Origin of the sequence: Acinetobacter sp. RRD8 (assembly GCF_031844225.1) — a bacterium.
Taxonomy (GTDB): domain Bacteria; phylum Pseudomonadota; class Gammaproteobacteria; order Pseudomonadales; family Moraxellaceae; genus Acinetobacter.
In genome coordinates, this window is the sequence record NZ_JAUZUU010000004.1 from 1 (window position 1) to 25,084 (window position 25,084).

Here is a 25,084-nt window from a genome sequence, read left to right on the forward strand (position 1 = left end):
ATTCTGGCACAGCTTAAAAAAAACATGCCGGACTTAAAAATCCATCTGCATAGCCTGACCTGTATGGAACAGATTCAGCGGCTAAAAAATGCTGAACTGGATTTGTGTATTACCCGTTTTCATCTGGATCATCCCGATTTTGACAATATTCATTTATTAACCGAGCAAATTTATCTGGTTGCCGCTCAGCATTTACATCCTATGGATCGAATCCTGAAATTACAGGAACTGAAAAATCACAATATGATTATGTGCGAGCAGAACGCATCTCCCGTATTTTATGAAAAGCTGGATAAACTGCTCTGCATTGATCAGTTCGAACATGAACAGCTGTTGTGGGTGACCAATGTCTTGCAACACATCAATCTGACCAATATGGGCATGGGCTTTAGTTTTGCGCCCGAATATTTACTGCGTTTTTTGAATGATCATGTGAAAATTGTCCAGACTGATCAGGCACTGCCAAAACTGGGCTTGTATGCAACATTTAACAAGAATTCTCAAAATCCTGCATTGAAGATGATTACCCAAGCCCTTAATAATACGGCAAGTATCTGAATTTCAGGAAGGAATATATGTTAAAGCTGATTTATTACGTGCCGGATGAAAATTTGGAAGACACCAAGAATGCGATATTTGCAGCAGGGGCAGGCGGCATTGGTGAGTATACGGACTGTGCCTGGCAAGTTTTAGGAACCGGACAGTTTAAACCACAGGAAGGTGCAGATCCTCATATTGGTGAAGTGGGTAAACTGGAACAGGTGGAAGAATGGCGGGTAGAAATTTTGGTGCCTGATGAAAAGGCGGTCGAAGTGGCCAAGGCGCTGAAAGAAAGTCATCCTTATGAAGAGCCGGCCTTTGAGTTTATTCAGCTTCTGGATATCAAAGTCTAAAATTATAAAATTGATGCTCTGCTGCGGCGCGTTTAACTTAGCGCGCCGTTAATCTAGATTCAGAAACCAGCCGACCTGCTTTTGTTATTATCATTTCTTCCAGAATAATCCAAAGAAAAAATACAATAAGGAAAATAACAATGCCGTGGCCAAAACTGCTGAGCAGTGTGCTTAAGAATACCCTCAGTAAATCTATCCAGTACGGTGCAGAAATCCTGCACAGCCGCATTCCGTATTCGCATGAAAATCCCTATCTGGAAGGTATATTTGCACCAGAGCGGCAGGAACACTTTTCCACAAATTTAAAGGTTGAAGGGCAAATTCCTGCAGAACTGGATGGCGCATTAATGCGGATTGGTCCAAATCCTATTACAGTCAAAAACCCACGCAACTATCACTGGTTTACGGGCGATGGCATGTTGCATGCGCTCAGACTGAAGGGTGGTGAGGCACATTGGTATAAAAGCAGTTATATCGGTTCTGCCAGTGTGCAGAAAAAACTTCATCGACCACAAATTCCCGGTAAAACGCGAGGTGTCGCGGATGCAGTCAATACCAATGTCATCCACTTTGCCGGAAAAATCTGGGCACTGGTAGAAGCGGGTGCATATCCAGTTGAGTTGAATGCTGCACTGGAGTCAAAACGACATCATTTATTTGAAGATGATCAGGATTTTCCATTTACTGCCCATCCGCATATTGATCCTGAAACGGGCGATATTCATGCGATTTGTTATGATGCTTTAAGTCAGAACAAAGTTTTTTATTTGCAGATAGATTCAAAAGGTAAGTTGAAACATTATGTCGACATTCCAGTGAAACATGGTCCGATGATTCATGATTGTGCCATTACCAGATCTCAGGTGCTGATTCTGGACCTGAATGTGAACTTTTCTGTACGCAGTGCTTTAAAGGGTTCAATGTTGCCATATCAATGGAATCCAAAACGGCAGGCACGCATTGGTATATTGCCTTTTGGCGGTAAAGCAATTGATATTCGCTGGTATGAGATTGATCCCTGTTTTATTTTTCATACCGTGAATGCTTATGAGCTGGATTCTGGTGATGTGGTTATGGATGTGGTGGTGCACTCTAAAGCCTTGGTCAGTTCGATTCAGGGACCGATTGAAGATCAGGATATTCGGCTAGAACGATTCATTTTTGAACACGGTACTGGAAAAGTGGTTCGGACGATATTATCCGAGATGAAACAGGAATTCCCACAGATTAATGAAGCTTATACCGGACGGCCTTATCACTATGTCTACACTATTTCCTTTGGCGAGTTTGATGATCCTTTTCATGTCAGCAGCAATACTCTTTTGAGCCATGATGTGGAAACTGGCAATTCAGAAAGCTATTCTTTTGGAGAAAACTGGGTAACAGGAGAGGTGATATTCGTCGCACGGGAAGGGGCGCAAGCTGAAAATGAGGGCTGGCTCATGTCTTATGTTCATGCTCTAGACGGATGCCCATCCAAAGTGGTGATTCTGGATGCACAGCAGATGACGACAGGACCGATTGCAACCATTCATTTACCGGTTCGTGTACCCGTCGGGTTTCATTGTAACTGGATTGATTATCGGAAATTGAGAACAATATGAGCTTGAGTTAGGTATATATAGCTATCTATATAAGTAGAAACCTCTGAAATCAAACGGACTTTATCATAGGCTTACAATTGAAATTCAATTCCAGAATTCTTGATATTTTGAGACCCAATACAATTTGGTTTTTATGTCGTAGCTACCATCGGGATTCAGGGAAATGAGGTAATGAATCTCTTTACCTTGACTACGGTTGCCTTTACCTTCAGAAACTTGGTACTTATATTTTTCTACTTCTTGAGGAGGAGTTAGTACAATACGGTTCCATGCTGTGGCTGGGATTTTTGCTACACCTTCCTGTTGCGCTGCCATTATAGCGAGTCTTTTTTTTGCTGCCTCTTCTCCTTGAGCATAACGTAGTTCTTCAGGAACACCATATCCTTTTTTTATTTGCTCTTCATAAGTCAACCAAGGGGCATATTCAATAATAATTTGTTCAGGCACATAACCTTCAGGAGATACTTTACAAGTGTTATCTGTAGTTAAATATTTAGTTTTTCTTTTTACAGGCATATTTCCATCGCTATCATAAAAATTACGACACAATGGCCAATTGTTTTTAAAAACAAAGTTATGCTCAAAGTCGGATGGCCCTACAACAAAAGTGATACTATTCTTCATAAGCGGTGCCGTTGCTTGACAGCCAGTTAATAAGCAGATAACGCAGATTACTAGATATTTTATTTTCATTAGTTTGCTCCTAGGTTTAAATCTAGATTAAATTTTAATGCTGTTCCGTAATTGGCTTTGATCTAGTTAAAATAATTTATGATTTGAATTAATTTTTTAAATGTTGTTATTATATAAATATTAATTAAACAGATGATTATTTTTTTTAATTATAAAAGATATCTATTATTTTAAATAGATATCTTTTATGCGAATTATTATAATATTATTTCCTGAAATTTAAAAAATATAATTTCCCCTCATTTTAACTCAATTTTTATATACTTTAATTTCCCTTTAATTCAACTAATGCGAAGGAGCTAGATTGCGGAAAATATGCTTAAGACTGTGTAGCATTTTTTCAATTTGCAACGGTGTTAAACCATCGAAAGATTGCTCTAGTACAACAACGCTAAGATCATTAATCTTTTTAATCATTTGCTGACCTTTTTCGGTTAATAATACTCGGGTAATTCGTGCATCATCCTCACAGGAATAAGTATGTACTAATCCCTCATCTTTTAGGCGATAGATGATTTTAGTAGTGGTCGACATCTTATAAATCAACATGTCAGATAAATCAGAAATACTCGCTCTATTTTTAAATTTTAATGCCAGCAAAATACGTCTGCGAGAATTGTCTAAACCGTATTTCTTTAAGGTATAGTCAACATTTTGCACATATTGGGTATGCACTTGACTAATCCAATGATAGGGTGAATCTTCTAAATTAAAATCTGTAGGAATGGATAAAAATTTACTGTACTTTTTTGTCATGGCCTCAACTCTTCTATATGTTAGGGTCTTTTTAATTTGTTTAAAAAATGCATTTTATTTCAAAATATTTACTATCCTATTATAAGGTTATGAATCTTATCTTCAGTACGTCTTCACCTCCTATTTAACTTCTTTTTAAGATGAACCCTCTAATTCTTTTTTGCTTCTTCGAGCCTCTTTTTATAAAAGAACTAGAGAGCCAAAATTTCAGTCACATTTTTTTTTATTTATCTATTGTTATTATGCGAACTGATTAAATCATCTTAATGATTAAATGATCTATCACAAAAAATACCATTTTCAATTAAGAAATACTTAAATATTTGTTCCGGTTAGCATTTTTTTATTTCGGAAAATTCATCTTTCTTTTTGCCTTAACTTTAATTCAGTAAGCTTAAGATAGTTTTGTAAGTCTTTTTAAAGCATATTAAGATATTGTTTTATATTGATATTTAATATTTTAATTTTTTTATACTTTAAAAGTATAAAAATTATCTTCATGAAAAATAGAAGAAAAATAAACTATCTTTTAGATTCCGCAATAGACATTTTGTGTGATTGTGTAAAATTTTTTTAAACTTTTTAGTTCAGCTTAATTCTCGATTAAAAAGAAATTTAACTAGAGAAATCACTAAATTGGATCTTGAACTCAAAACTTATAATCAAAAAATTAATGGAAGAAGAATCGGAATTGTGCATGTATTTGGTAGTGTGAAAGCTTTAAAGATCCTGGCTGCACGATATCGTAACAAAGGAAAAAGACTTGGCTTGAGATTCAATTTGATTGCTGGAATATACAACTTGGAGCTGAGTAAAAAACAGCTTATGAAAGAGCATTAATAAAAAATATGAAGTTTCCCTTAAGATTTATCTTATATCGTTTGTAGCGCATAAAGAGTGAATTATGTGACATCCATGTCACAAGATATCTATCAGATTTAAGGTATTTAATTTGTATAGATACGAAGCTTAAATCTTCTGAATAAACAGTTCACGATCAAAACGGTACTGCGGGAAGAATACTCCATCTTCGGCACGTTCACCCGCACCAATTACCATGACCGGATACTGTTCATCATTTAATTTCAGAATTTCACGAACCATCGGCTCATCGAAACCTTCCATCATACAGCTGTCAAAACCATAGGCTCGCAAGGCTAAAACCAGATTTTCACAAGCAAGCGCCGTCGTTTTGGTCGCCCACAGTTTCGCATCAGCTGGGCTGAAAGCAGACACTGGCATTTGTTTGTCCAGTGTACGGGCAACTTTGAAAGCCACTTTCTTAAAGTTACCAAAAGCATTCAGATAACCAGTCTTATAGTTGTAGGGAATATATTTATAGTATTTCTTAATCGCGGGCGGAGCTTCTGGAAATGGAAATTCATTCACATTACGTTTCGCCATTTCATCGATACGGTCGGTACGTGCGATACAGACAATTAGCTCAGAAGCTGTTTTGGCTGCCAGTTGACTCATACAGGCTTTGACCAGACGTTTTTTCTTGCCCGGATTTTGTACCACATAAAAAGTCCAAGGCTGCAAGTTCGACGAATTTGGGGCCAATAACGCCAGATCCAGACAGGCATCCAGAATTTCGACAGGAATTGGCTTTTTGGTAAATTTACGCACCGAACGTCGGCTTTCAATCACCTTACGAAAATTATCTATATCTATATCTTGAGGTGCAGGTTCGTAATAACGTTTCTTTTCTGGATTTGAACTATCTGTTGTTTCGGAAGAGGTTTGGGAGTTTTGATTTGGCATACTTCAGATTCTTAGAAAAATAAAAGATTGAGGCAGTCTAAACCACCTCGTTGAACTCATAAGTTTGAAAATTAGTTGAATTGTGTGAAATCAGGTTTACGTTTTTGCATAAACGCTTGAACCGCTTCCAGCATTTCTGGCGAGCCAACACGCTGCATGAAAATTTCTGCTTCATGGTCAATCCATTCTACAATTTCATTCACATTGTGTTTCATCAAGGTTTTAGATTGCACCAGTGATGCTAATGGCAGGGCAGAGAGCTGGGCAGCTTGTGCTGCTGCTTTAGTGTAAACATCTTCTTCAATGCTATTTACCAGACCTGCGTCGAGTGCTTTTTCGCTATTGAATTTTTGCGCAGTCAGCAATAATTCGGCCGCTTTATGATAACCCGCTTGCTGAATCAACAGCTTGCTTGAAGCGCCTTCAGGCGATAAACCCAGACTGACAAATGGAATCTGGAACAGGGCAGTATTGTCACTATAGACCAGATCACAATGTAATAAGATCGTCACGCCAATGCCGATTGCAACACCACGCACCGCAGCAATCAAAGGCTTGGAAAATTTTGCAGCAGATTTGAGTAAAACAAACGGCGGGCCTTCAGCAGCGGGTGCCTGACCTTTCTTCGCAGCAGATTTCATAAAATCCTGCATATCATTGCCCGCACTAAAGTCTGCATCCTGACCACGCAATACAACTACACGAACTTCAGGCGCCTGATCTGCTTCATCCAAGGCTTTCGCAATCCATAAATAAAGCTCGCTATATAACGCATTTTTCGCTTCCGGACGATTAATGGCTAAAGTGAGTACACCATGTTCTAAATTCGCATTCAAATGCTCATGAGGTTGTTGAATACAGCTCAGTGTCATCGTACTATCCTTGCTTTAAAACTTAATTTGATTTTATGGGAATGATTATGTCGCATATTTATTGGGGCAGCACAACTCATGAGTCATAAAAAACTGATCCCTTATGAACTATACATTTGATTATCTGGTTTTCATTGGCCGTTTTCAGCCTTTTCATCTGGCACACATGCAAACGATTAACATTGCCCTGCAACACAGTCAACATGTGATTTTGGCTCTCGGTTCTGCGCAAAATGAACGCAATATCAAGAATCCATTTTTGGCTTCGGAGCGAGAAGCCATGATCCTGTCAAATTTTAGTCCTGAAGATCAAGCTCGGATCAAATTTGTAGAAGTCATAGATGTTTATAATGATGAAAAATGGCAAAAGCTGGTGAAATCGCTGGTGAACCAGGTTAGTGAACCAAATGCCAAAGTCGGGCTGATTGGGCACTTTAAAGATGATTCTTCTTATTATTTAAAATTTTTCCCGGAATGGGAAATGGTCGAACTTGACAGCCTGGAAGATGCCTTATCCGCCACGCCGATGCGTGAGGCTTATTATCGTGGCGAAATTCAACAGGATAAATTTCCACAAGGTACGATTGATTTTTTAGAGAATTTCCAAAAAACTCCGATCTATCAGCAACTCAGTGAAAAATTTGTCCAGAATGATAAAACCAATCTGGTTTAAAAGTATCAGGTTGTTATGGGTTGATTCATGGTAGTTTGAGCATGCTGTTTCAAACATTCCCCAAGGATTTCTAAAGCAGGAGACTGTTCTTTCCAGTGATGCCAATACAACGGCACTTCAATTCGCATCTCATTTGAAAGTTCAAGAAGTCGGCCTGACTCCAGCAAATCCCTGGTTTGATAGTCCGGCAGCCAGCCATAGCCTAGACCCATGACAATCGCATCAAAAAATGCATGGGTCGATGGAATAAAAAAATGAGGATATTGAGCAAGGTTCAGGCCAAATTCGTGCTGAATAAATTGAGTATGTAGTTGGTCTTTTTCATTAAAAATAATGGCAGGGGCAAGGCGTAGCACATCCCGATGTACACCTTGACGAAACCAGTTTTGGGAAAACTTAGGGGTGGCGACCAGCCGATACTGCATCTGTCCGATCAATTCCGCCCGACAACCTTTCATTGCCTTGGCTTCAGTACTCAAACAGGCATTGACGAGACCTGCTTCTAACAGATGATGGGTTTGTGATTGATCGTCTACTTGAAAATGCAACACAATTTTATGCTGGATCAGCTGGGCTTGTAAGGTCGGTAATAGCCAGGTCGCGAGCGAATCAGCATTGGTGGCAATATTCAGACAATAGAAACCTTCTTGTTGCAATTGTCCACCCAAATCCTGCATCAGATTCTGTTCTAGCAAACGTTGATGCTGTAAATAATGCAATAAGGTTTGCCCGGATTGGGTCACGCGGCAAGGCCGATCTCTGACCAAAAGCAATTGTCCCAATTTTTTTTCCAGACTTTGAACACGAAGGGTGACTGCCGAGGCGGTAATATTTAGCTGTTCGGCAGCCAGATCGAAACTTCCCGTTTTTGCAACTGCATAAAAAGCATCACATTGTTTCGCATTCAGCATATCTATTATCTAAAAATAATTTAGTTAAATTGATATTAACTTAGTTTTAATTAATCGCACTCATTTTGTTGAATAATTCATTTATTCAAAAAAAGGGGAATGTGATGTTCAGTTATATGATGAGTGGTTTTGCTGTGGGAATGAGCCTGATTGTCAGTATCGGTGCACAGAATGCTTTTGTATTAAAACAAGGTTTAAAACAGCAGCATGTGTTTTGGGTCTGTGTGATTTGTGCCTTGTCTGATTCCCTTTTAATTCTGCTTGGCGTACTGGGCTTTGCGCGTGTCATTGAACATTATCCGGATATTGTTATATTTTCTAAATATATTGGCGCAGGATTCCTATTTTATTATGGTTTACATCATGCGATCAGTGCATTTAAATCAACAGAGGTTTTGGCACCAAGTGATCAGCTCACAGAGCATTTTCTGCAAGTACTGATGATCTGCCTGGCTTTTACCTGGCTGAATCCGCATGTTTACTTAGACACAGTTATATTGATTGGATCAATTTCAACTCAATACGCCTTAGGAAAATGGTGGTTTGCTTTAGGCGCTGTCTGTGCTTCCTGGTTTTTCTTCTTTAGTTTGGGATATGGGGCAAAGATACTGACGCCTTGGTTCCAACATCCAAAAGCATGGAAAATACTGGATGCTATTATTGCCTGTACCATGTGGGGCGTCGCAGTGTCATTAATTCTCAGTATTTGATTCAGGCTACGAAAGCTGATAGATCGGTTAAGAGTTGTCTAAGCGTGTCATTTTAGATAGTGATCGTGAATAGGCAGCGTAGAAAACAACTCTTTTCAGTGCTGCAAGCACATGGATATTTCCAATATAAATTGAACTTAAAATAAACGATCTGTTTGTATAAAAAATTTATAAAATCAAAATTTTATAAGATGAAACCAGTCTCCTGCTCGCCTAGCAGGGCCACTTATCAGAGAAAAATCAGCGCAAGTATTTTGTCCGTTAGTCATGAATGATTTTACAAAAACTTCAATAAACTGGTATAAAAAGAACGAAAACCTGTTCGTTCAAAAAACAAGAAAATTTAGTTTCAGATTAAGCCGTGTACTTAAATCCGATCAATAAGAAATTAAACAAGGTGGATTTAAAATTGAAAACAATAATAAAAACTGGGCTCCTTAGCCTAGCGATCTGTTTGGCTTTGACTAGTCAGTCTTTTGCAAGATCATGGACCTTAACTCCCAAAAGTGATGTCGGTTTTGAGATTAAGTCGATGGGTCTTACTGTGGTTAAAGCCAAGTTCAATCAGGTTCAATCCACGATGCAGTTTGATGCTAAAGCACCGCAAAATGCCTCAACCCATCTGGTCATGGATGTAGAAAGTTTAAGCTTTAGTAAGCCGCTATTTAAACATATGATTTTGGGCGAAGACCTGTTTTATGTAGAAAAATATAAGACTGTAATTTTTAAAAGTATCCAGTTTAAAGATCTAGGCAATGGCAAATACAATGTTTTAGGTCATTTAACCCTGCGTGGTGTGACCAAGCCAGTGATTTTCGAAACAACCTTTAAACCCAGTATGTCGAATGCCAAGCTGCTTGATGTTCAGGCATATGCCGTGATTAACCGTAGGGATTTTGGTATGAAAAAAGGAATTGCCGGGGTAGGAGATAAAGTGAATCTTCATCTATCAGGACAGTGTGAAATGAATTAGGGGAAATATAAAATACTTGATTATACAAATGTTATCGTAAAAAAAAGCCCGAATGTTTCGAGCTTCTATTCATACACAAGCATACAATTAAGCAGCTTGCAAAGCTTTTAAATCTTCCAAAACTTGTTCTGCATGACCTGCTGCTTTGACTTTGCGGTACTCTTTAACCAGTTCACCGTTATGGAAAATAAAAGTTGAACGCTCAATGCCCATCACTTGTTTGCCATACATGTTCTTTTCTTTAATCACATCAAAATGATTGCACAACACCTCTTCTTTATCGCTGATCAGATTGATACTCAAATTCTGCTTTTCAGTAAAGTTCTGATGCGCTTTTACCGAATCACGGGATACGCCAAGAATTGTGGTGTTTAAAGCATCGAACTGATCTTTTAAACAGGAAAAGCCAACTGCCTGAGTCGTACAGCCCGGCGTAGAATCTTTAGGATAAAAATAAATCACCAGCCATTCTGTATTCAACTGGGTTAAATTGATTTCGCCTGTCGTCGCAGGAAAATTCTGGTCAAGCAAACTAATTTCAGACATAAAAACTCCTGTTTTCTTTAAATTTTTTCAAAAAAATAAGCCACATTATAGTGGCTTATTTTATCAAAGAATAATCAGATCTTATTTCTTTGGTGCCGCTTGAGCTGATTTCATTGCTTCTTCAGTCAAAGTTTTCAGTTTGCCTGTTAACTGTGGACCAAAGCATGCTTGAAGATCTTTATTCTGCTTCTGTACAAAAGCTAAAGTGCCTGGGCTTTTCTTCTGGTTAATAGTGCTTTGAATTTCCCATTTTTGTGCATTGGTTAATTTGCCATCTGCTTCAATAGCACAACCACAATATTTGCTGACTTCAGCAGCCGTCAATTTTTTACTTTTGCCAGTTTCATTTTTACAAACATTGATCAATGCAGATTTTACATTGGTGCTTTTATAAGCTTGTTGTAATTTGTCATCAGCCGCTTGAGCCGTAGTTGCGAACATAGCAGCAGCTGAAACAATTGCTGAAAGCACGATGCTTGATTTTAAATTCTTCATAAACTCTACCTTGTTATTACGGTATATAACGTGTCGGGTCTTCAACACCTGCGTCCGCAAAACCCTGTTTACGTAAACGACAACTGTCGCATTTGCCACAGGCACGTCCTTGGTCATCTGCTTGATAGCATGACACCGTTTGACTGTAGTCTACGCCATGTTCAATACCTAAGCGAATGATATTTGCTTTGGATAAATGTAACAAAGGTGTTTCAAATTTGAGCGCCTGACCCTCTACGCCAACCTTGGTCGCAAGGCGTGCCATGTTGGCAAATGCCTCGATAAATTCCGGACGGCAATCCGGATAACCGGAGTAATCAACCGCATTAATTCCGATGACAATCGCTTCAGCTTCGAACACTTCTGCCGCGGCTAGAGCGTAAGACAAGAAGATAGTATTACGTGCAGGAACGTAAGTAATCGGAATGCCAGCCTGTTCATGGTCGGGTACCTCAATACTATGATCGGTAAGGGCTGAGCCACCCAGATTACCCAGATCAATATTGATCACTCGATGTTCCACACCCGCACGTTGCGTTAAAGCTTTTGCTGCATCCAGCTCGGTCGTTGAACGCTGACCATATCGAAAACTGAGTGCGATACATTCATAGCGTGCCTGCGCCCAAGCCAGACATGTTGTTGAGTCTAATCCGCCAGATAACAGGACAATGGCACGAGGGCGCATAAGCTGATTCTCCAAAAAAATACTTTACAAAAAATTAACGACCAGTTTCATCATTCCATAACAACTTGTGCAGCTGTAACTGGAAACGAACAGGGAGATGGTCTTCTAAAATCCACTGAGCCAAATCACGTGCCAGTGGTGGTAAACGAACCGCACCTTTTTCAACTGCAAATGCAGGCGAAAACCAAACTGTACTCACTTTGTCTTGAAGTTGGTACAGCTCTAACTGCTGCTTTGACCATTCATAGTCTTCACGATTGCATATCACAAACTTGATTTGATCATGTGCAGTTAAATGATCCAGATTAGAAAGCAAATTTCGTGCAACTTCACCTGAAGTTGGCGTTTTTAAATCTAAAACTTTGGAAACACGCGGATCCACTTTGGATACATCTAAAGCGCCACTGGTTTCAAGTGAAACTTCACATCCTAAATCTGCAAGTCGCTGCATCAGGGGCAGGGCATTGGGCTGCGCCAGTGGTTCACCGCCGGTCACACAGACGTAAGGGGTTTTAAAATCTAGCGTGGTCTGGATAATATCGTCCAGAGACTGACGCTCACCGCCTTCAAAGGAATAGGTGGTATCACAATAGCTACAACGCAATGGGCAACCGGTTAAACGGATAAATACTGTTGGCAGTCCTGCGGCATTGGCTTCACCTTGCAATGAATAGAAAATCTCCGTAATGCGTAAACCCGCAGATGGATCAGAGACAGGAATTGCGGAAGATCGAAGCGTATTCATAACAAAACTAACCAATGAGAAATAAATAACCGGGTATAAAAATAAAAATCCCTACGATTATTACTAATCGTAGAGACGAGGAGCGGTTGAGGCTCCGAGGAACACGAATGTATCCTCTAAGTTAAAACATCTTAGTCTTCGCGTAATAGATCGTTCAGACTTGTTTTAGAACGAGTTTGTGCATCAACTTTTTTTACGATAATGGCAGCATATAAGCTGTAAGTACCACATTTAGATGGAAGACTACCTGCAACAACGACAGAACCTGCTGGTACGCGACCATAATGGATTTCGCCAGTGGCACGGTCATAAATCTTGGTTGATTGACCAATGAATACGCCCATTGAAATCACAGAACCTTCTTCAACGATTACGCCTTCAACGATTTCAGAACGTGCACCGATAAAGCAGTTATCTTCAATAATGGTTGGATTCGCTTGAAGCGGTTCAAGCACACCACCAATACCTACACCACCTGACAAGTGAACATTTTTACCAATTTGTGCACATGAACCTACAGTTGCCCAAGTATCAACCATCGTGCCTTCATCTACATAAGCACCAATGTTGACATAAGAAGGCATCAAGATCACGCCTTTAGCCTGGAAAGAACCTTTACGTGCGACAGCAGGCGGTACAACACGTACGCCAGCAGCCTTGAATTGTTCTTCAGTCCAACCTGAGAATTTAGTCTCTACTTTGTCATAGAAACGAAGATCACAAGCTTCCATTGGTTTGTTGTCGTTCAATTTAAATGATAACAATACCGCTTTTTTAATCCATTGATGAACAACCCATTCACCATCGATTTTTTCAGCAACACGTAAAGTACCATTGTCTAGACCAGCAATTACTTCCTCAACTGCTTGACGGATTTCAGCAGAGCAATCTGCAGCTGTGAAATTCGCACGGTCTTCAAACGCTTGTTCAATGATTGTTGAAAGCTGCGACATGATCTTCCTTCCAGAAAAAAATTTTCTAGATTTTACACTATATTGCAGGAAAAATAGTTGAAAGCACTAAAAATAGATGAAAAATAACCAAAAGTGTAGAAAGCGTGAAATTATTAAAGTGATAAGTGTACTTTTTCATTATGTTGAAATGTAGGAGAAGTGTTAGAAAATGCTTGGTTCTGAACAAGAAAAATTAATTTGTATCAAAAAATAACAAAAGATGAGCAAAATGTGAATAAAAAATATTTTTTAAGTCCTTTATATTGAGCCTATCACGAATAACTAATGATCAAAATAAGTTCTTTTGAGGAGAGAAATAATGAAATCTTTACATAACATTTTAGCAGTATCAGTCTTAGCTCTAGCAGCAAGTTCTGCAATGGCTGCTGATGAAACAATCGTAACAGATGAAGGCGTTGCTGAATTCTCTTTCTTTAAACCAGCTTCTGTTCGTGCTGAAGTCGGTACTACCGGTTATGGTGGTGCAATTTCCTGGAGTGCTAACCCATATGTAGGCGTAACTTTAGGTTATAACGGCGGTGATATCTCTTGGTCGGATGATTTGTCAATCAATGGTTCTAAATATGACCTGGATATGGACAATAACCTGACTTACTTGAACGCTGAAATTCGTCCTTGGGCCAACTGGTTCTATATGGCAGCCGGTGTAGCATATATTGACAATGATTATGATATTGATCGTCGTGTCCGTGGTGGAGAAACTTTCCGCGTAAATGATGTTGAATTCGAGGCGGTAGGAGATGCTCGTATTAATGGTCAATTATCTTACAAAAATAATATTGCTCCTTATGTAGGGATTGGTTTCTCTCCAGCAATTACTAACCGTTGGGGCGTATTTGGTGAGATTGGCGCATACTACAATGGCAATCCAACAGTTAACTTAACTCCTACAGGGACTGCCGTAAGTACAGATGGTGTTATTGCTGACTTTGCTGATCAGGTGGAACGTGAAGAACGTAATATTCGTAATGACAATGAATACGAATGGCTACCAGTGGCTAAACTCGGTGTAAGCTTCCGCTTCTAAGTTTTAGTCTCATAAAAAAAACGAGCTTCGGCTCGTTTTTTTATTTTTTAGAACAATTTTAAAAGTGATAGCCCAGTTTAAAACCTAGGATCCAGGCACTGTTATCAGAAACTGCAGATAAACCTGCAATCTGTGGCGTAATAGGTTCGGATGAGGAAATTTCAGGTTGTTGAAACTTTAAATAATATAGTCCTGTAGCAATATCCCAGGTTTCTTGAATTTTATAAAGATGACCTAGTCCAATGCCCCAATAGCCATCACTCGGATTCAGGGTTGAAGCCGGATTTCCTGTACCAGAATCCCATAAAAGTTCGATCGAATTTATGCCAAAAGTTGGCCATTGATGAGCAAGTCCGATTTTTCCAGACCATTGATCCTTACGATAATCAATCATTCTAAAAGATTTTACTTCAGGGAACTGTAAGGCTGCATAGTCAATTACAGCGCCAAATTTAGGCGGCTGGATCACGAAATTTTGCCAGTTCGACCAACGCAGCGTGCCATAGAACGCATTTCGATCAGTTAAAGCTGTCTGAAAATCCAGATTTACTGACTGAGGAGTTTGAATTTCTGTATAAGGTGCTGGATTCGTACCTACAACAATCGATTCAGTGGTTTTATTGTGATGAGTGATTGCAGAACGATAGGTCAGTGCGGTTCTAAAAAAATATTCTGGAATCTGATAACTGATTCCTGCAAGCCAGCCCCAACCGGGATCTCGTTCAAATGTGGCCCGATAACCATTGAATACATAAAATGTCTGCCCAGCTAAATATAAATTTCCTTCTAAACTCTGATAACTTAGCCCTGTATAAAAATTCCAGTCATCGTCTGGTTGAAAGCCAATTAATGAGGTCACATTATGGCTCTTAAACTGAATGGTAGCAGCCTCAATAGGAAGTGCTGCACCTGCAAAAACAGGATCATAACGATAAGCGATATCTATAGAATAAGGCTGATCATAAATCAGTCCCCACGACACTTGAGGATGCAACTGGAATTTTAATGTGGCATTGGAGATCAATTGGTTATGGGTAAGATTTCCTGTTGAAAAATCGGTGATGCCTAATTGTTGTAGCTCTTCGGTATGTTGTACCTGACCGCTGATATCAGGGCGAACCCAGGCCAATGAAACTTCAGCATAATGATTTTTTTCAAAAAACGATTGGATGCTTTGGTTAGATTGTTCAAACGCTGCTGCATAACCTGCCCCGGAGAAAAACAAGCCCGTGGAGAAAAGAGCAAATTTATGATTGATCATCTTGGTATAATTCAATTTATTATGCATGTGATTATGCTTGATATTTATATTCTTTATCTACCAAAAAATAAAAAAGAGGCTATTCGCCTCTTTGATTAAAAACTTAAAATATTGCACTTTATTCGTCTGGATAAGCCACTTTTTTCAGTGCCTTAATATCTGCGTCTGGTGAGCAGAGGGAAATAAACTCGTAGCCATAACCGCGTAATAAATGACCTTTACGCACTGCAATCCAAGTAGTATTTACGCCGAAAATATCGGTTTTAATCTGCTTTAAGCGGTAATCACGCTCCGGGTCATAGGCCACATCGTTGACAATGCCGATGCCCATATTCATTTCTACATAGGTCTTGATGACATCGGCATCAAGCGCGGACATCACAATATCTACATCAAAACCAGCTTCTTCAAAGGCGGTATCAATCTTGGAGCGACCGGTAAAACCACCATGATAGGTAATAATCGGGTAGTGCGCCAGATCTTCGATGAGCACGTGTTCTTTGCTTGCCAGTGGATGATTCTGCGGGGTAATAATACTGTGTTGCCAGTTATAGTAAGGTACGCTGGCCAGATTATCTTCAGTGGTGAGTGCTTCGGTCGCAATACCGATATCCGCTTGACCTTGCAGTAGCATTTCCGTGATTTCAATCGGGCTGGCCTGTTGCAAAATCAAATGTACTTTAGGGAATTCTTTTTTGAATTGGCTGACAATTGGTGGCAACACATAACGCGCCTGGGTATGCGTCGTGGCAATCGTCAATGTGCCTTCATCGACTTTATTGAAATCATCGGCCAGACGTTTGATATTGTCGGCATCGACCAGCATGCGTTCCACAATGCCTAAAAGTGCCTGACCTGGTTCGGTTAAGCCCAGTAGACGTTTACCTTTACGGATAAATAACTGCACCCCCAGTTCATCTTCCAGATCTTTAATATGCTTACTTACCCCGGACTGTGAAGTATAAAGCGCAGCAGAAGCTTCAGTTAAATTAAAGTTTTGTCTAACCGTTTCTCGTATAATTCTTAATTGTTGGAAATTCATAATTCTCTTACCCTAGAAGAGGATGGGGCATTTTAAAGCCCCATCTTTTGATCTTAAGCGACCTGGTTTTCAAATAAATGCAAATTCACCGCACTTAACCACACGGTTTGATTTGGGCGGAATTGATGCGCTCTCGCTTCATCAGGTGTTAGTAAAATTTCGATCAGGTTGCCTTGACGGTCATTTAGCTCTGCAACGACTTTACCCGCGATCCATAATTCACGAATGAAGGTCGCTTGAATGGCATTGTCGTGTGGCTGTGCATGAATGCGTAGCTCATCTGGGCGCGCGAATAAAATCACTTCACCTTGAGCGGCATTTTTTGCACCCTCGAATTGAATGCGATCTTCACCGAGCTGGATGAGGCCGCCATGGTTCTGACCTTCAAAACGGTTCGCCTGACCCAAAAAGTCGAATACAAATGGAGTTTTCGGGGTTTCATAGACTTCACGTGGAGATCCGATCTGTTCCACATTGCCTTTGTTCATTACTACGATCTGATCTGCAACTTCGAGTGCTTCTTCCTGATCATGGGTTACAAAGATCGAGGTGATATGCAATTCGTCATGCAGGGTACGTAACCAGCGACGTAGCTCCTTACGGACTTTGGCATCCAGTGCACCGAAAGGTTCATCCAGTAATAATACACGCGGTTCAACTGCCAAAGCACGTGCAAGGGCAATACGCTGGCGCTGACCACCAGAAAGTTGAGCTGGATATCGGTCAGCCAGGAAACCAAGCTGAACCAAGTCGAGCAAACGAGTCACACGTTTCTTGATTTCTGCTTCCGATGGACGGGTTTTACGCGGACGCACACGCAAACCAAAGGCAATATTGTCAAATACCGTCATATGGCGGAATAGGGCATAGTGCTGGAATACAAAGCCAACTTCACGCTCCCGTACATGTACATTGGTGGCATCCTGACCTTCTAAAATCACCTGACCGCCATCCGCAGATTCCAGACCGGCAATAATCCGTAGCAAAGTGGTTTTACCACAGCCGGATGGGCCAAGAAGTGCGACCAGTTGACCATCTGGGAAATCCAGCGAAATGTTTTTTAGTGCGTGGAATGCACCAAAGTGTTTTTCAATATTTTGTACTTGAATACTCATGTGGGCATTCCTTAGGAAACTGTTGAATCTTCATTACGTTTGTCTTGTTTTTCCTGGCGCAGTTCCACCCATGTTTTTAAAATCAGGGTCACAATTGCGAGGAGAGCCAGAAGCGAAGACACGGCAAACGCAGCACTAAAGGTATATTCGTTATAAAGAATTTCGACGTGTAGCGGCAAGGTATTGGTTTCACCACGGATATGGCCAGAAACCACCGACACCGCACCAAATTCACCCATGGCCCGCGCATTACATAGAATCACGCCGTAGATCAGACCCCATTTGATATTGGGCAGGGTCACTTTCCAGAAAGTCTGCCAGCCAGACGCACCGAGTACAATCGCAGCTTCTTCTTCTTCGGTGCCTTGTGCTTCCATTAACGGAATCAACTCACGTGCAACAAAAGGTACAGTAATGAAGATCGTCGCCAAGACAATCGCAGGCACTGCATAAAGGATCTTGATATCGTGATCCATCAGCCAAGAACCCATCCAGCCTTGGGTACCGAAAATCAGCACCAGCATCATACCCGCGATCACAGGTGAAACCGAGAAGGGGAGATCAATAATGGTCGTCAGGAATGATTTACCTGGAAAGTTAAACTTCGCCACAGACCAGGCTGCCGCAACACCAAATACGACGTTGAGCGGTACCGCGATTGCAGCCGTCAGCAAGGTAAGTTTCACTGCCGACAAGGTATCTGGATGCACCAGTGCCTGTGTATAAACGCCAACCCCTTGTTTAAAGGCTTCAACAAAAACCAGAATCAAGGGCAGAATCAAGCAGCTTAAAAAGAAGATTAAGGCAATAGTGAGCAGTGTATAGCGTACCCAAGTCGGTTCGCGGGTTGCATCACGGGATTGCAGCTTTTCAGCCAGCGCATTACTGTTGGTATTTAAACTCATCGCGCAGTTCTCCCGGTACGACGGCTGGCCCATGCCTGTAATAAGTTAATCAGGAATAGCATCACGAAGGAAATCAGTAGCATGACGACAGCAATCGTGGTTGCACCAGCATAGTCATATTCTTCTAAACGAGAAATAATCATTAAGGGTGCAATTTCCGTTTCAAAAGGCTGGTTACCGGCAATAAAGATCACCGAACCATACTCACCGACACCACGGGCAAAGGCCAAAGCAAAACCAGTGATCAGCGCAGGCAGCAGAATTGGGAAAATCACTTTGGTCACAATCTGAAAACGGTTGGCACCCAATGCAGATGCAGCTTCTTCCAGTTCGGTTTCCAGATCGCTAAGGACTGGCTGAACTGTACGCACTACAAAAGGCAGGCCAATAAAGATCAATGCCAATGTAATACCAATCGGGGTATAAGCGACTTGAATGCCAATCGGTTCTAAATATTGACCAATCCAGCCGGTCGGTGCATATAAAGAGGTCAGGGCAATACCCGCAACTGCAGTTGGCAAGGCAAATGGCAAATCTACCAGAGCATCGACTATGCGTTTGCCCGGAAAGCTGTAACGTACCAGACACCACGCCAGCAACAGGCCAAAAACTACATTGACCAGTGCAGCGACAATGGCCGCGGTGAAACTTAACTGCAATGATTTCAAGATACGTTCAGAGCTCAGGATTTCCCATAAGCCATCCCAGCCAATGCCCAGTGATTTAATAAAAACAGCTGACAGCGGGATCAAAACGATTAATGACAAATACGCTAGGGTAAAGCCTAGAGAAAGACCAAATCCTGGCAGCACTCGGGATCGCTGCGACATGATTACTCCTCAAAAGAGAGAATGCTGATTAAAAATAACCAACGAAATTAGAAAATAAATTTGGCACAAGCATAGTTTGCAGCGACTAAAATGCAAATTTAAAATAACACTTGCTCTCATCAACTTTGCTGATATGGGGCATAGTGTTTTCTGAAATCAAATAGTGTTCAATTTCAGGAAAAGGGCCAAAACCTGAAGCGACATTGACATGACCGACTGCACCCAGATTAATTGGTTTAATTTTCCAAGCTTGGGCCAGTATGTGGGCATCTTCAAAACTTAACCAGGGATCATTTTCACTGATCAATAACGTGGTGGGCACCTGAAGCTTGAGCTGTTGAAAATAGGTGCTGTAGTCAGTCTGACTGTCGCGCGAAAAACCATTTTCCCCAAATCGTGCCGGATTAGCTGGTGCCACCAATAGCAGATTTTTTACTTTTGCATTGAGTTCGGGATGTTGGGCAAGGGCCGCAATACTGGTCAGACAGCCAAAGCTGTGTGCGACAATCTGAACCTCTGCTGGAATGGCTTGCAGAGTTTTGACAAATTCTGCTACCCAGATATCCAGTACCGGATGATTCCAGTCCTTTTGCTGCACACGGGAGCATCGCATCAGCCGGTGCTGTAAGCAGGTTTGCCAGTGGTTGTATTCACTGCCACCTACACCAGGAACGATAAGCGTATGAATCATGTCGATGCTCCTATATCAATCAGCTTGGAAAATTATTTCGCGCTGTTGGCTTTAACGATCTGGTCAAATACACCACCATTTTCAAAGTGAGCCTTTTGTACTTTGTTCCAGCCGCCAAATTCCTGATCAACCGTCACCAGTTTTAATGGCTTAAATACTTGGCTGTATTTGGCCAGTACTTTGGCATTACGTGGACGATAATAATGTTTACCTGCCAGGTCTTGACCCAATGGCGAATACAGGAAGTTCAAATAACCTTGAGCCAAGTGCTGGTTGCCTTTTTTCTTGGCATTTTTTTCTACAATCGCCACCGGTGGCTCAGCCAGAATCGACAGAGAAGGGGTAATAATTTCAAACTTGCCCGGCTGTTCGCGAAGGGCTAAATGCGCTTCGTTTTCCCATGCGAGTAAAACATCCCCAATGCCACGTTCAGCAAAGGTCGTGGTTGAACCACGTGCCCCGGAATCCAGAACTTTGGTATTTTTATAAATTTTACGAACAAATTCTTGCGCAGTCTTATCGTTGCCGCCCGCCTGATGTTTGGCCCAAGCCCAAGCCGCCAGATAATTCCAGCGAGCCCCACCTGAGGTTTTTGGATTTGGGGTAATGATTGCTACACCCGGTTTGACCAGATCACCCCAATCTTTAATTGCTTTAGGATTGCCTTTACGTACCAGAAAAACGATGGTTGAAGTATAAGGCGTCGAGTTTTGCGGCAATTTCTTCTGCCAGTCCGCAGGTAATAGTTTTGCTTTTTCTGCCAGCACATCAATATCGGCTGCCAGTGCCAGCGTGACCACATCCGCATCCAGACCATCAATCACTGAACGTGCCTGTTTGCCTGAACCGCCATGTGATTGCTTGAAATTGATTTTTTGTCCGGTACGGCTTTCCCAGTATTTGCCAAAATTCTTATTTACATCTTCATACAGTTCACGGGTCGGATCGTAGGATACATTGAGAAAATCACGTGCTGTTGCACCGAAAGAGGTTGCCGAGATAACAGCTGCTAAAACCCCAAGTTTTAATGTGTTTGAAATGCTCATCTGGACTGAATCTCTGATATGTTCTGTAACATAAGCGCAGAATAAACTTATTCTTTATGCATAAAAAATAATTAAAAATGAATTTTATATGAAAAAAAGAGATAAATAAGTTCTTAAGTGATTGAAATAAGAATGGCCTTATGAATAAAGGCCATAATGAACTGCATTTAAAGCATTATTTTGCATGGTTGGCTTTGACAATCTGGTCAAAGATACCGCCGTTATCAAAATGCTGTTTCTGAACCTTAGTCCAGCCACCGAACTCTTTATCGATGGTCACCAGTTTTAATGATTTGAACACACTGTTGTACTGCTTCAAGACATTCGCATTACGTGGACGGTAAAAGTTTTTCGCAGCCACAGTTTGCCCAGCAGGTGAATACAGATAATTCAAATAGGCTTTGGCCAGATGTTCATTGCCATCTTTCTTCGCATTCTTTTCTACAATCGCCACCGGTGGTTCAGCCAGAATAGACAAAGAAGGGGTAATGATTTCAAATTTGCCGGGCTGTTCGCGGACGGCCAAATGCGCTTCATTTTCCCAAGCGAGCAAGACGTCACCGATGCCGCGCTCAGCAAAAGTCGTAGTAGCACCACGTGCACCCGAATCCAGTACTTTGGTTTGTTTATAGATTTGACGGACAAAGTCTTGTGCTTTGGCATCATTGCCACCTTTCTGGTGTTTGGCCCAAGCCCAGGCCGCTAAATAATTCCAGCGCGCACCGCCTGAGGTTTTTGGGTTCGGAGTAATAATGTCTACGCCCGGTTTAACCAGATCGCCCCAATCCTTGATTCCTTTAGGATTGCCTTTACGTACCAGAAAGACAATCGTCGAGGTATAAGGTGTCGAGTTTTGCGGGAATTTCTTCTGCCAGTCTTTCGGCAGCAAACCGCGCTCTGCAATTTCGTCAATATCTGCCGCCAGTGCCAGTGTCACGACATCCGCATCCAGACCATCAATCACGGCACGAGCCTGTTTGCCTGAACCGCCATGCGACTGTTTATAATTGACTTCCTGGCCAGTGGTTTTTTTCCAGTAAGCACTGAATTCTTTATTAAAGTTGTCGTACAATTCACGAGTCGGATCATAAGACACGTTCAGGAAATCTTTTGCTGAAACGCTCAATGCGCTTGCTGAAATTAATGCAGCCAGTACCCCGATTTTTAATTTACGCGTGTTCATTTTTTGCCTCAAGTTTTTTAGCTTTTGTTAGATGGGGCAAGAATAGCTTGAGATTTTTTGCATAAAAAATAATTAAAAAAGAATTGGATGTGAGTAAAAAAGACATATAGGTGAAGCCTGATTCTGACTGCTCGATTTTTCATTTTAGAGGCTGCAAAATATGCTGTATTTAAAAAATGCTCAACAGGTCAGCCATATAGATGTGCTGGATCGTGGCTTTCATTATGGTGATGGCTGTTTTACTACGGCCCGGATTCGGCATAATCGGATTGAATTATATGAGCGTCATCTGGCACGTTTGCAAATCAGCAATCAAAAATTAAGCCTGAATGTCAATCTGGATTTGATTGCAGAAAGTTTACAGCTTTTACGGCAGTCAGAACGTGAGCTGAATGGAACATTAAAGATTGTGCTGAGTCGTGGAATTGGTCAGCGCGGTTATAGTTTGCCGGATCATCCCGCAGATCTCTGGCTGTTTTATTATCCTCAAGACATACAGGATTTTAAGTTTGAACAGATTCAAAGTGGCGTATTGCAGCAGGCAGTGGGATTGACTATGCCCAGTCTGGTTGGACTGAAAACCCTGAACCGCCTGGAGCAGGTTTTACTGAAACAGGAAGCAGATCAACGCGGCTGGCCTGAGGCAATAGTGACAGATGTACAAGGTGGCATTGTCGAAGGGGTGAGCAGTAATTGTTTCATTCTTATAAAGAATACATGGATTACGCCAGAACTCCGTTATAATGGCGTCTTCGGTGTCATGCGTGCAGAAATTCTACAACGTATGCAAGATCAGGGTATTGTCTATGAGCAACGATATATCGGTATGGATGAAATTTCCCATATTCGGAGTCTGTTTTTCTGCAATGCACTCAGCCCGATGAAAATTGTCACACAATTTGAGCAGCGCGCCTTGGATGGCAATGCTTGTATTGAACTTTTTAACCGTCTTCGATTAAACCAGATGTCTTAATATGTCAGCTTCCAAACCTAAAGCCAAAAAGAAAAATAAAGCGAGATTCTCCTCATCTTTCAAAGGAATTGCCTTAGTCCTGATTGGTATTGCTTTGATCTTGGCGTTAATCCTGAAAAGCAGTTTGTGGAAGGATTATCCTGTAGAAGGAAAAAAACAGCTGCTCGCGATCGAATCTGGTCAAACCTATTCCGGTTTTATTGATCGTCTGGCCACAGAAGATCAGGTGAGTTTCCCGATCATTCTCAAGCTGTATCAGCGCATCATGATTCATGACACCATGAAAGCGGGCGTGTATGAAGTGCGTCAGGGCATGTGTATCCGTCAGGTCTTGGAGATGATTTCCGATACAGACAATGCCCAGATGAGCCGTATTCTAGTAATTGAAGGCACGACCTTTAAACAACTGATCGATGACCTGAAGAAAAATGATCTGGTCACCAAAGAAGTGCTGCATCTGCCTACTGAGCAATTACTCAAAGAACTGAATATTCCGTTTTCACATCCTGAAGGGCTGTTTGCACCGGATACTTATTTCTTTGCCAAAGGTGAAACTGACCGTAAAATTCTGACCAATCTTTATCAGCGACAGATGAAAGCACTGGATGAGGCGTGGGCGAAACGTGCAACTGATCTGCCATATCAGAATAAATATGACGCGCTGATTATGGCATCGATTATTGAAAAAGAGACCAGTGTAGATCGTGAATTGGAACAGGTTTCTGGGGTATTTGTACGCCGTTTAAAAATTGGCATGCGTTTACAGACCGATCCAACAGTGATTTACGGAATGGGCGATAATTATAATGGCAATATTACCCGTAAAGATTTACGCACACCGACGCCGTATAACACCTATACTATTTCAGGTTTGCCGCCAACGCCAATTGCGTTGCCAAGCAAGAAAGCCATTGAAGCAGCCATGCATCCGGATAATTCTGACAACCTGTATTTTGTCGCTACCGGTAATGGTGGACATAAGTTCACGAGCAATCTGAATGACCACAATAAAGCCGTACAGGAATATCTGACGATTTTACGCTCGAAAAATAAGGAATGAGTATGTTTATTAGCTTTGAAGGCACAGAAGGTGTAGGTAAAACCACGCTCATTCGTTCGACCTATGAAGATTTTATCGCCCAGGGCAAAGATGTTATTTTGACTCGTGAACCCGGTGGAACCCCGATGGCTGAGCAGATTCGCTCGCTGTTGCTGGCTGTGAACCATGAAGAAGCCATGGCGCATGATACCGAGCTGTTATTGATGTATGCGGCGCGTGCCCAGCATCTGGCACAAGTGATTCTGCCCGCATTAGAAGCTGGGAAAATTGTCTTATGTGACCGTTTTAGCGATGCCAGCTTTGCCTATCAATGTGCAGGTCGGGGGGTGAGTGAAACCAAGTTGCAATTACTCAATGACCACTTTGTCGCACGCATGCCGGATATCACGTTCTGGTTAGAAGCGCCTATTGAACTGGGGATGAACCGAGCACGTGAACGCGGTGCACTGGATCGCTTTGAACAGGAAAAAGTCACTTTCTTTGAGAAAGTGAGAGCGGGATATGAAACTTTATGGCAACGTCATCCTGAACGGATCAAACGTCTGGATGCAACTCAAACGCCTGAGCAGGTATTTGAGCAGGCCTTAAGTTATTTAAAATAAGCTTGGAATTAAAATACTTTTTATTTAATTTTTCTCTAGGTTTATCTGTGAAGAA

At 41.3% G+C, this 25,084-nt stretch carries 28 protein-coding genes; 10 read left to right on the forward strand and 18 right to left on the reverse strand.

The window, feature by feature from the left end; all coding sequences use genetic code 11:
* The 3 genes from Q9R24_RS05560 to Q9R24_RS05570 form a co-directional block, all read left to right on the forward strand.
* Nucleotides 1-558, forward strand: a 558-nt coding sequence (locus tag Q9R24_RS05560; protein WP_311203980.1) for a LysR substrate-binding domain-containing protein, incomplete at its 5' end; no start/stop codon positions are given.
* A gap of 17 nt (nucleotides 559-575) precedes the next feature.
* Nucleotides 576-893: an NGG1p interacting factor NIF3 gene (locus Q9R24_RS05565; RefSeq protein ID WP_114540869.1), complete on the forward strand. Its 318-nt coding sequence runs from the start codon at nucleotides 576-578 to the stop codon at nucleotides 891-893.
* Nucleotides 894-1,033: 140 nt separating this feature from the next.
* Nucleotides 1,034-2,497, forward strand: coding sequence for a carotenoid oxygenase family protein (locus Q9R24_RS05570; RefSeq protein WP_311203979.1), 1,464 nt, complete (start codon nucleotides 1,034-1,036; stop codon nucleotides 2,495-2,497).
* A gap of 84 nt (nucleotides 2,498-2,581) precedes the next feature.
* Here the strand turns inward: Q9R24_RS05570 and Q9R24_RS05575 are convergent, their stop codons facing one another.
* The 4 genes from Q9R24_RS05575 to Q9R24_RS05595 form a co-directional block, all read right to left on the reverse strand.
* A complete protein-coding gene (locus tag Q9R24_RS05575; protein ID WP_311203978.1) occupies nucleotides 2,582-3,190 on the reverse strand; it encodes a hypothetical protein in 609 nt (202 codons plus the stop codon).
* Nucleotides 3,191-3,475: 285 nt separating this feature from the next.
* Nucleotides 3,476-3,946, reverse strand: a complete 471-nt coding sequence (locus tag Q9R24_RS05580; RefSeq protein WP_311203977.1) for a MarR family winged helix-turn-helix transcriptional regulator — start codon at nucleotides 3,944-3,946, stop codon at nucleotides 3,476-3,478.
* 969 nt (nucleotides 3,947-4,915) lie between these two features.
* A complete protein-coding gene (locus Q9R24_RS05590; protein ID WP_311203976.1) occupies nucleotides 4,916-5,710 on the reverse strand; it encodes a nitroreductase family protein in 795 nt (264 codons plus the stop codon).
* Nucleotides 5,711-5,781: 71 nt separating this feature from the next.
* Nucleotides 5,782-6,582 carry an enoyl-CoA hydratase-related protein gene (locus Q9R24_RS05595; protein WP_004279091.1) on the reverse strand — a complete coding sequence of 267 codons (801 nt, stop codon included), beginning with the start codon at nucleotides 6,580-6,582 and terminating at the stop codon, nucleotides 5,782-5,784.
* A 103-nt stretch (nucleotides 6,583-6,685) separates the two neighbouring features.
* Here Q9R24_RS05595 and Q9R24_RS05600 point away from each other — a divergent pair, with 103 nt between their 5' ends.
* Nucleotides 6,686-7,255: a nicotinate-nicotinamide nucleotide adenylyltransferase gene (locus tag Q9R24_RS05600; protein ID WP_311203975.1), complete on the forward strand. Its 570-nt coding sequence runs from the start codon at nucleotides 6,686-6,688 to the stop codon at nucleotides 7,253-7,255.
* Nucleotides 7,256-7,260: 5 nt separating this feature from the next.
* On the opposite strand, the gene Q9R24_RS05605 is transcribed toward Q9R24_RS05600, so the two are convergent.
* Nucleotides 7,261-8,166: a LysR family transcriptional regulator ArgP gene (locus Q9R24_RS05605; protein ID WP_311203974.1), complete on the reverse strand. Its 906-nt coding sequence runs from the start codon at nucleotides 8,164-8,166 to the stop codon at nucleotides 7,261-7,263.
* A 104-nt stretch (nucleotides 8,167-8,270) separates the two neighbouring features.
* On the opposite strand from Q9R24_RS05605, the gene Q9R24_RS05610 reads away from it, so the two are divergent.
* On the forward strand, nucleotides 8,271-8,876 hold the full coding sequence (locus Q9R24_RS05610; protein ID WP_311203973.1) for a LysE/ArgO family amino acid transporter: 606 nt from the start codon (nucleotides 8,271-8,273) through the stop codon (nucleotides 8,874-8,876).
* Nucleotides 8,877-9,285: 409 nt separating this feature from the next.
* Nucleotides 9,286-9,849 (forward strand): YceI family protein, encoded by a 564-nt coding sequence (locus Q9R24_RS05615; RefSeq protein ID WP_311203972.1) that lies wholly within the window; start codon nucleotides 9,286-9,288, stop codon nucleotides 9,847-9,849.
* An 87-nt stretch (nucleotides 9,850-9,936) separates the two neighbouring features.
* Here the strand turns inward: Q9R24_RS05615 and Q9R24_RS05620 are convergent, their stop codons facing one another.
* The 5 genes from Q9R24_RS05620 to dapD form a co-directional block, all read right to left on the reverse strand.
* Nucleotides 9,937-10,395 (reverse strand): peroxiredoxin, encoded by a 459-nt coding sequence (locus Q9R24_RS05620; protein ID WP_005265784.1) that lies wholly within the window; start codon nucleotides 10,393-10,395, stop codon nucleotides 9,937-9,939.
* 81 nt (nucleotides 10,396-10,476) lie between these two features.
* Nucleotides 10,477-10,890, reverse strand: a complete 414-nt coding sequence (locus tag Q9R24_RS05625) for a hypothetical protein (protein ID WP_005097581.1) — start codon at nucleotides 10,888-10,890, stop codon at nucleotides 10,477-10,479.
* Nucleotides 10,891-10,906: 16 nt separating this feature from the next.
* A complete protein-coding gene (gene queC, locus Q9R24_RS05630; protein WP_004731688.1) occupies nucleotides 10,907-11,575 on the reverse strand; it encodes a 7-cyano-7-deazaguanine synthase QueC in 669 nt (222 codons plus the stop codon).
* A gap of 34 nt (nucleotides 11,576-11,609) precedes the next feature.
* Nucleotides 11,610-12,320: a 7-carboxy-7-deazaguanine synthase QueE gene (queE, locus tag Q9R24_RS05635; RefSeq protein ID WP_004645638.1), complete on the reverse strand. Its 711-nt coding sequence runs from the start codon at nucleotides 12,318-12,320 to the stop codon at nucleotides 11,610-11,612.
* Between the two features lie 131 nt (nucleotides 12,321-12,451).
* On the reverse strand, nucleotides 12,452-13,273 hold the full coding sequence (dapD, locus tag Q9R24_RS05640; RefSeq protein ID WP_004645637.1) for a 2,3,4,5-tetrahydropyridine-2,6-dicarboxylate N-succinyltransferase: 822 nt from the start codon (nucleotides 13,271-13,273) through the stop codon (nucleotides 12,452-12,454).
* Nucleotides 13,274-13,592: 319 nt separating this feature from the next.
* Between dapD and carO the strand changes: the two genes are divergently transcribed.
* Nucleotides 13,593-14,321 carry an ornithine uptake porin CarO gene (carO, locus tag Q9R24_RS05645; protein WP_311203971.1) on the forward strand — a complete coding sequence of 243 codons (729 nt, stop codon included), beginning with the start codon at nucleotides 13,593-13,595 and terminating at the stop codon, nucleotides 14,319-14,321.
* A 58-nt stretch (nucleotides 14,322-14,379) separates the two neighbouring features.
* Here carO and Q9R24_RS05650 read toward each other — a convergent pair whose 3' ends face one another.
* The 8 genes from Q9R24_RS05650 to Q9R24_RS05685 form a co-directional block, all read right to left on the reverse strand.
* Complete coding sequence (locus tag Q9R24_RS05650) at nucleotides 14,380-15,609, reverse strand: outer membrane protein transport protein (protein WP_311203970.1); 1,230 nt, start codon at nucleotides 15,607-15,609, stop codon at nucleotides 14,380-14,382.
* 91 nt (nucleotides 15,610-15,700) lie between these two features.
* Nucleotides 15,701-16,624: a CysB family HTH-type transcriptional regulator gene (locus Q9R24_RS05655; protein ID WP_004645634.1), complete on the reverse strand. Its 924-nt coding sequence runs from the start codon at nucleotides 16,622-16,624 to the stop codon at nucleotides 15,701-15,703.
* 53 nt (nucleotides 16,625-16,677) lie between these two features.
* Nucleotides 16,678-17,739 (reverse strand): sulfate/molybdate ABC transporter ATP-binding protein, encoded by a 1,062-nt coding sequence (locus Q9R24_RS05660; protein ID WP_004279078.1) that lies wholly within the window; start codon nucleotides 17,737-17,739, stop codon nucleotides 16,678-16,680.
* Nucleotides 17,740-17,750: 11 nt separating this feature from the next.
* The gene (gene cysW / locus Q9R24_RS05665; RefSeq protein WP_004279077.1) at nucleotides 17,751-18,644 is read right to left on the reverse strand and encodes a sulfate ABC transporter permease subunit CysW; all 894 of its coding nucleotides are present in this window, start codon (nucleotides 18,642-18,644) and stop codon (nucleotides 17,751-17,753) included.
* The gene (gene cysT, locus Q9R24_RS05670; RefSeq protein ID WP_004279076.1) at nucleotides 18,641-19,474 is read right to left on the reverse strand and encodes a sulfate ABC transporter permease subunit CysT; all 834 of its coding nucleotides are present in this window, start codon (nucleotides 19,472-19,474) and stop codon (nucleotides 18,641-18,643) included. Before cysT ends, cysW begins: the two co-directional genes overlap by 4 nt.
* Nucleotides 19,475-19,559: 85 nt before the next feature.
* Nucleotides 19,560-20,165, reverse strand: coding sequence for an alpha/beta hydrolase (locus Q9R24_RS05675; protein ID WP_311203969.1), 606 nt, complete (start codon nucleotides 20,163-20,165; stop codon nucleotides 19,560-19,562).
* Nucleotides 20,166-20,197: 32 nt separating this feature from the next.
* Nucleotides 20,198-21,211 carry a sulfate ABC transporter substrate-binding protein gene (locus Q9R24_RS05680; protein ID WP_311203968.1) on the reverse strand — a complete coding sequence of 338 codons (1,014 nt, stop codon included), beginning with the start codon at nucleotides 21,209-21,211 and terminating at the stop codon, nucleotides 20,198-20,200.
* Between the two features lie 175 nt (nucleotides 21,212-21,386).
* Nucleotides 21,387-22,394, reverse strand: a complete 1,008-nt coding sequence (locus tag Q9R24_RS05685; RefSeq protein ID WP_311203967.1) for a sulfate ABC transporter substrate-binding protein — start codon at nucleotides 22,392-22,394, stop codon at nucleotides 21,387-21,389.
* A 160-nt stretch (nucleotides 22,395-22,554) separates the two neighbouring features.
* On the opposite strand from Q9R24_RS05685, the gene pabC reads away from it, so the two are divergent.
* From pabC to tmk, 3 genes are read left to right on the forward strand one after another with little or no spacing between them, the layout of a single operon-like run.
* Nucleotides 22,555-23,367: an aminodeoxychorismate lyase gene (gene pabC / locus Q9R24_RS05690; RefSeq protein ID WP_311203966.1), complete on the forward strand. Its 813-nt coding sequence runs from the start codon at nucleotides 22,555-22,557 to the stop codon at nucleotides 23,365-23,367.
* A 1-nt stretch (nucleotide 23,368) separates the two neighbouring features.
* Entirely contained in the window at nucleotides 23,369-24,427 is a 1,059-nt protein-coding gene (gene mltG, locus Q9R24_RS05695; RefSeq protein ID WP_311203965.1) for an endolytic transglycosylase MltG, read from the forward strand.
* A 2-nt stretch (nucleotides 24,428-24,429) separates the two neighbouring features.
* Complete coding sequence (gene tmk, locus Q9R24_RS05700; protein ID WP_311203964.1) at nucleotides 24,430-25,029, forward strand: dTMP kinase; 600 nt, start codon at nucleotides 24,430-24,432, stop codon at nucleotides 25,027-25,029.
* Nucleotides 25,030-25,084: the final 55 nt, after the last annotated feature.

Bases quoted from the DNA above. Each gene is read 5' to 3' on its own strand.
- Q9R24_RS05565 (WP_114540869.1), top strand. From the start codon at position 576: ATGTTAAAGCTGATTTATTACGTGCCGGATGAAAATTTGGAAGACACC.
- Q9R24_RS05570 (WP_311203979.1), top strand. From the start codon at position 1,034: ATGCCGTGGCCAAAACTGCTGAGCAGTGTGCTTAAGAATACCCTCAGT.
- Q9R24_RS05575 (WP_311203978.1), bottom strand. From the start codon at position 3,190: ATGAAAATAAAATATCTAGTAATCTGCGTTATCTGCTTATTAACTGGC.
- Q9R24_RS05580 (WP_311203977.1), bottom strand. From the start codon at position 3,946: ATGACAAAAAAGTACAGTAAATTTTTATCCATTCCTACAGATTTTAAT.
- Q9R24_RS05590 (WP_311203976.1), bottom strand. From the start codon at position 5,710: ATGCCAAATCAAAACTCCCAAACCTCTTCCGAAACAACAGATAGTTCA.
- Q9R24_RS05595 (WP_004279091.1), bottom strand. From the start codon at position 6,582: ATGACACTGAGCTGTATTCAACAACCTCATGAGCATTTGAATGCGAAT.
- Q9R24_RS05600 (WP_311203975.1), top strand. From the start codon at position 6,686: ATGAACTATACATTTGATTATCTGGTTTTCATTGGCCGTTTTCAGCCT.
- Q9R24_RS05605 (WP_311203974.1), bottom strand. From the start codon at position 8,166: ATGCTGAATGCGAAACAATGTGATGCTTTTTATGCAGTTGCAAAAACG.
- Q9R24_RS05610 (WP_311203973.1), top strand. From the start codon at position 8,271: ATGTTCAGTTATATGATGAGTGGTTTTGCTGTGGGAATGAGCCTGATT.
- Q9R24_RS05620 (WP_005265784.1), bottom strand. From the start codon at position 10,395: ATGTCTGAAATTAGTTTGCTTGACCAGAATTTTCCTGCGACGACAGGC.
- Q9R24_RS05625 (WP_005097581.1), bottom strand. From the start codon at position 10,890: ATGAAGAATTTAAAATCAAGCATCGTGCTTTCAGCAATTGTTTCAGCT.
- queC (WP_004731688.1), bottom strand. From the start codon at position 11,575: ATGCGCCCTCGTGCCATTGTCCTGTTATCTGGCGGATTAGACTCAACA.
- queE (WP_004645638.1), bottom strand. From the start codon at position 12,320: ATGAATACGCTTCGATCTTCCGCAATTCCTGTCTCTGATCCATCTGCG.
- dapD (WP_004645637.1), bottom strand. From the start codon at position 13,273: ATGTCGCAGCTTTCAACAATCATTGAACAAGCGTTTGAAGACCGTGCG.
- carO (WP_311203971.1), top strand. From the start codon at position 13,593: ATGAAATCTTTACATAACATTTTAGCAGTATCAGTCTTAGCTCTAGCA.
- Q9R24_RS05650 (WP_311203970.1), bottom strand. From the start codon at position 15,609: ATGCATAATAAATTGAATTATACCAAGATGATCAATCATAAATTTGCT.
- Q9R24_RS05655 (WP_004645634.1), bottom strand. From the start codon at position 16,624: ATGAATTTCCAACAATTAAGAATTATACGAGAAACGGTTAGACAAAAC.
- Q9R24_RS05660 (WP_004279078.1), bottom strand. From the start codon at position 17,739: ATGAGTATTCAAGTACAAAATATTGAAAAACACTTTGGTGCATTCCAC.
- cysW (WP_004279077.1), bottom strand. From the start codon at position 18,644: ATGAGTTTAAATACCAACAGTAATGCGCTGGCTGAAAAGCTGCAATCC.
- cysT (WP_004279076.1), bottom strand. From the start codon at position 19,474: ATGTCGCAGCGATCCCGAGTGCTGCCAGGATTTGGTCTTTCTCTAGGC.
- Q9R24_RS05675 (WP_311203969.1), bottom strand. From the start codon at position 20,165: ATGATTCATACGCTTATCGTTCCTGGTGTAGGTGGCAGTGAATACAAC.
- Q9R24_RS05680 (WP_311203968.1), bottom strand. From the start codon at position 21,211: ATGAGCATTTCAAACACATTAAAACTTGGGGTTTTAGCAGCTGTTATC.
- Q9R24_RS05685 (WP_311203967.1), bottom strand. From the start codon at position 22,394: ATGAACACGCGTAAATTAAAAATCGGGGTACTGGCTGCATTAATTTCA.
- pabC (WP_311203966.1), top strand. From the start codon at position 22,555: ATGCTGTATTTAAAAAATGCTCAACAGGTCAGCCATATAGATGTGCTG.
- mltG (WP_311203965.1), top strand. From the start codon at position 23,369: ATGTCAGCTTCCAAACCTAAAGCCAAAAAGAAAAATAAAGCGAGATTC.
- tmk (WP_311203964.1), top strand. From the start codon at position 24,430: ATGTTTATTAGCTTTGAAGGCACAGAAGGTGTAGGTAAAACCACGCTC.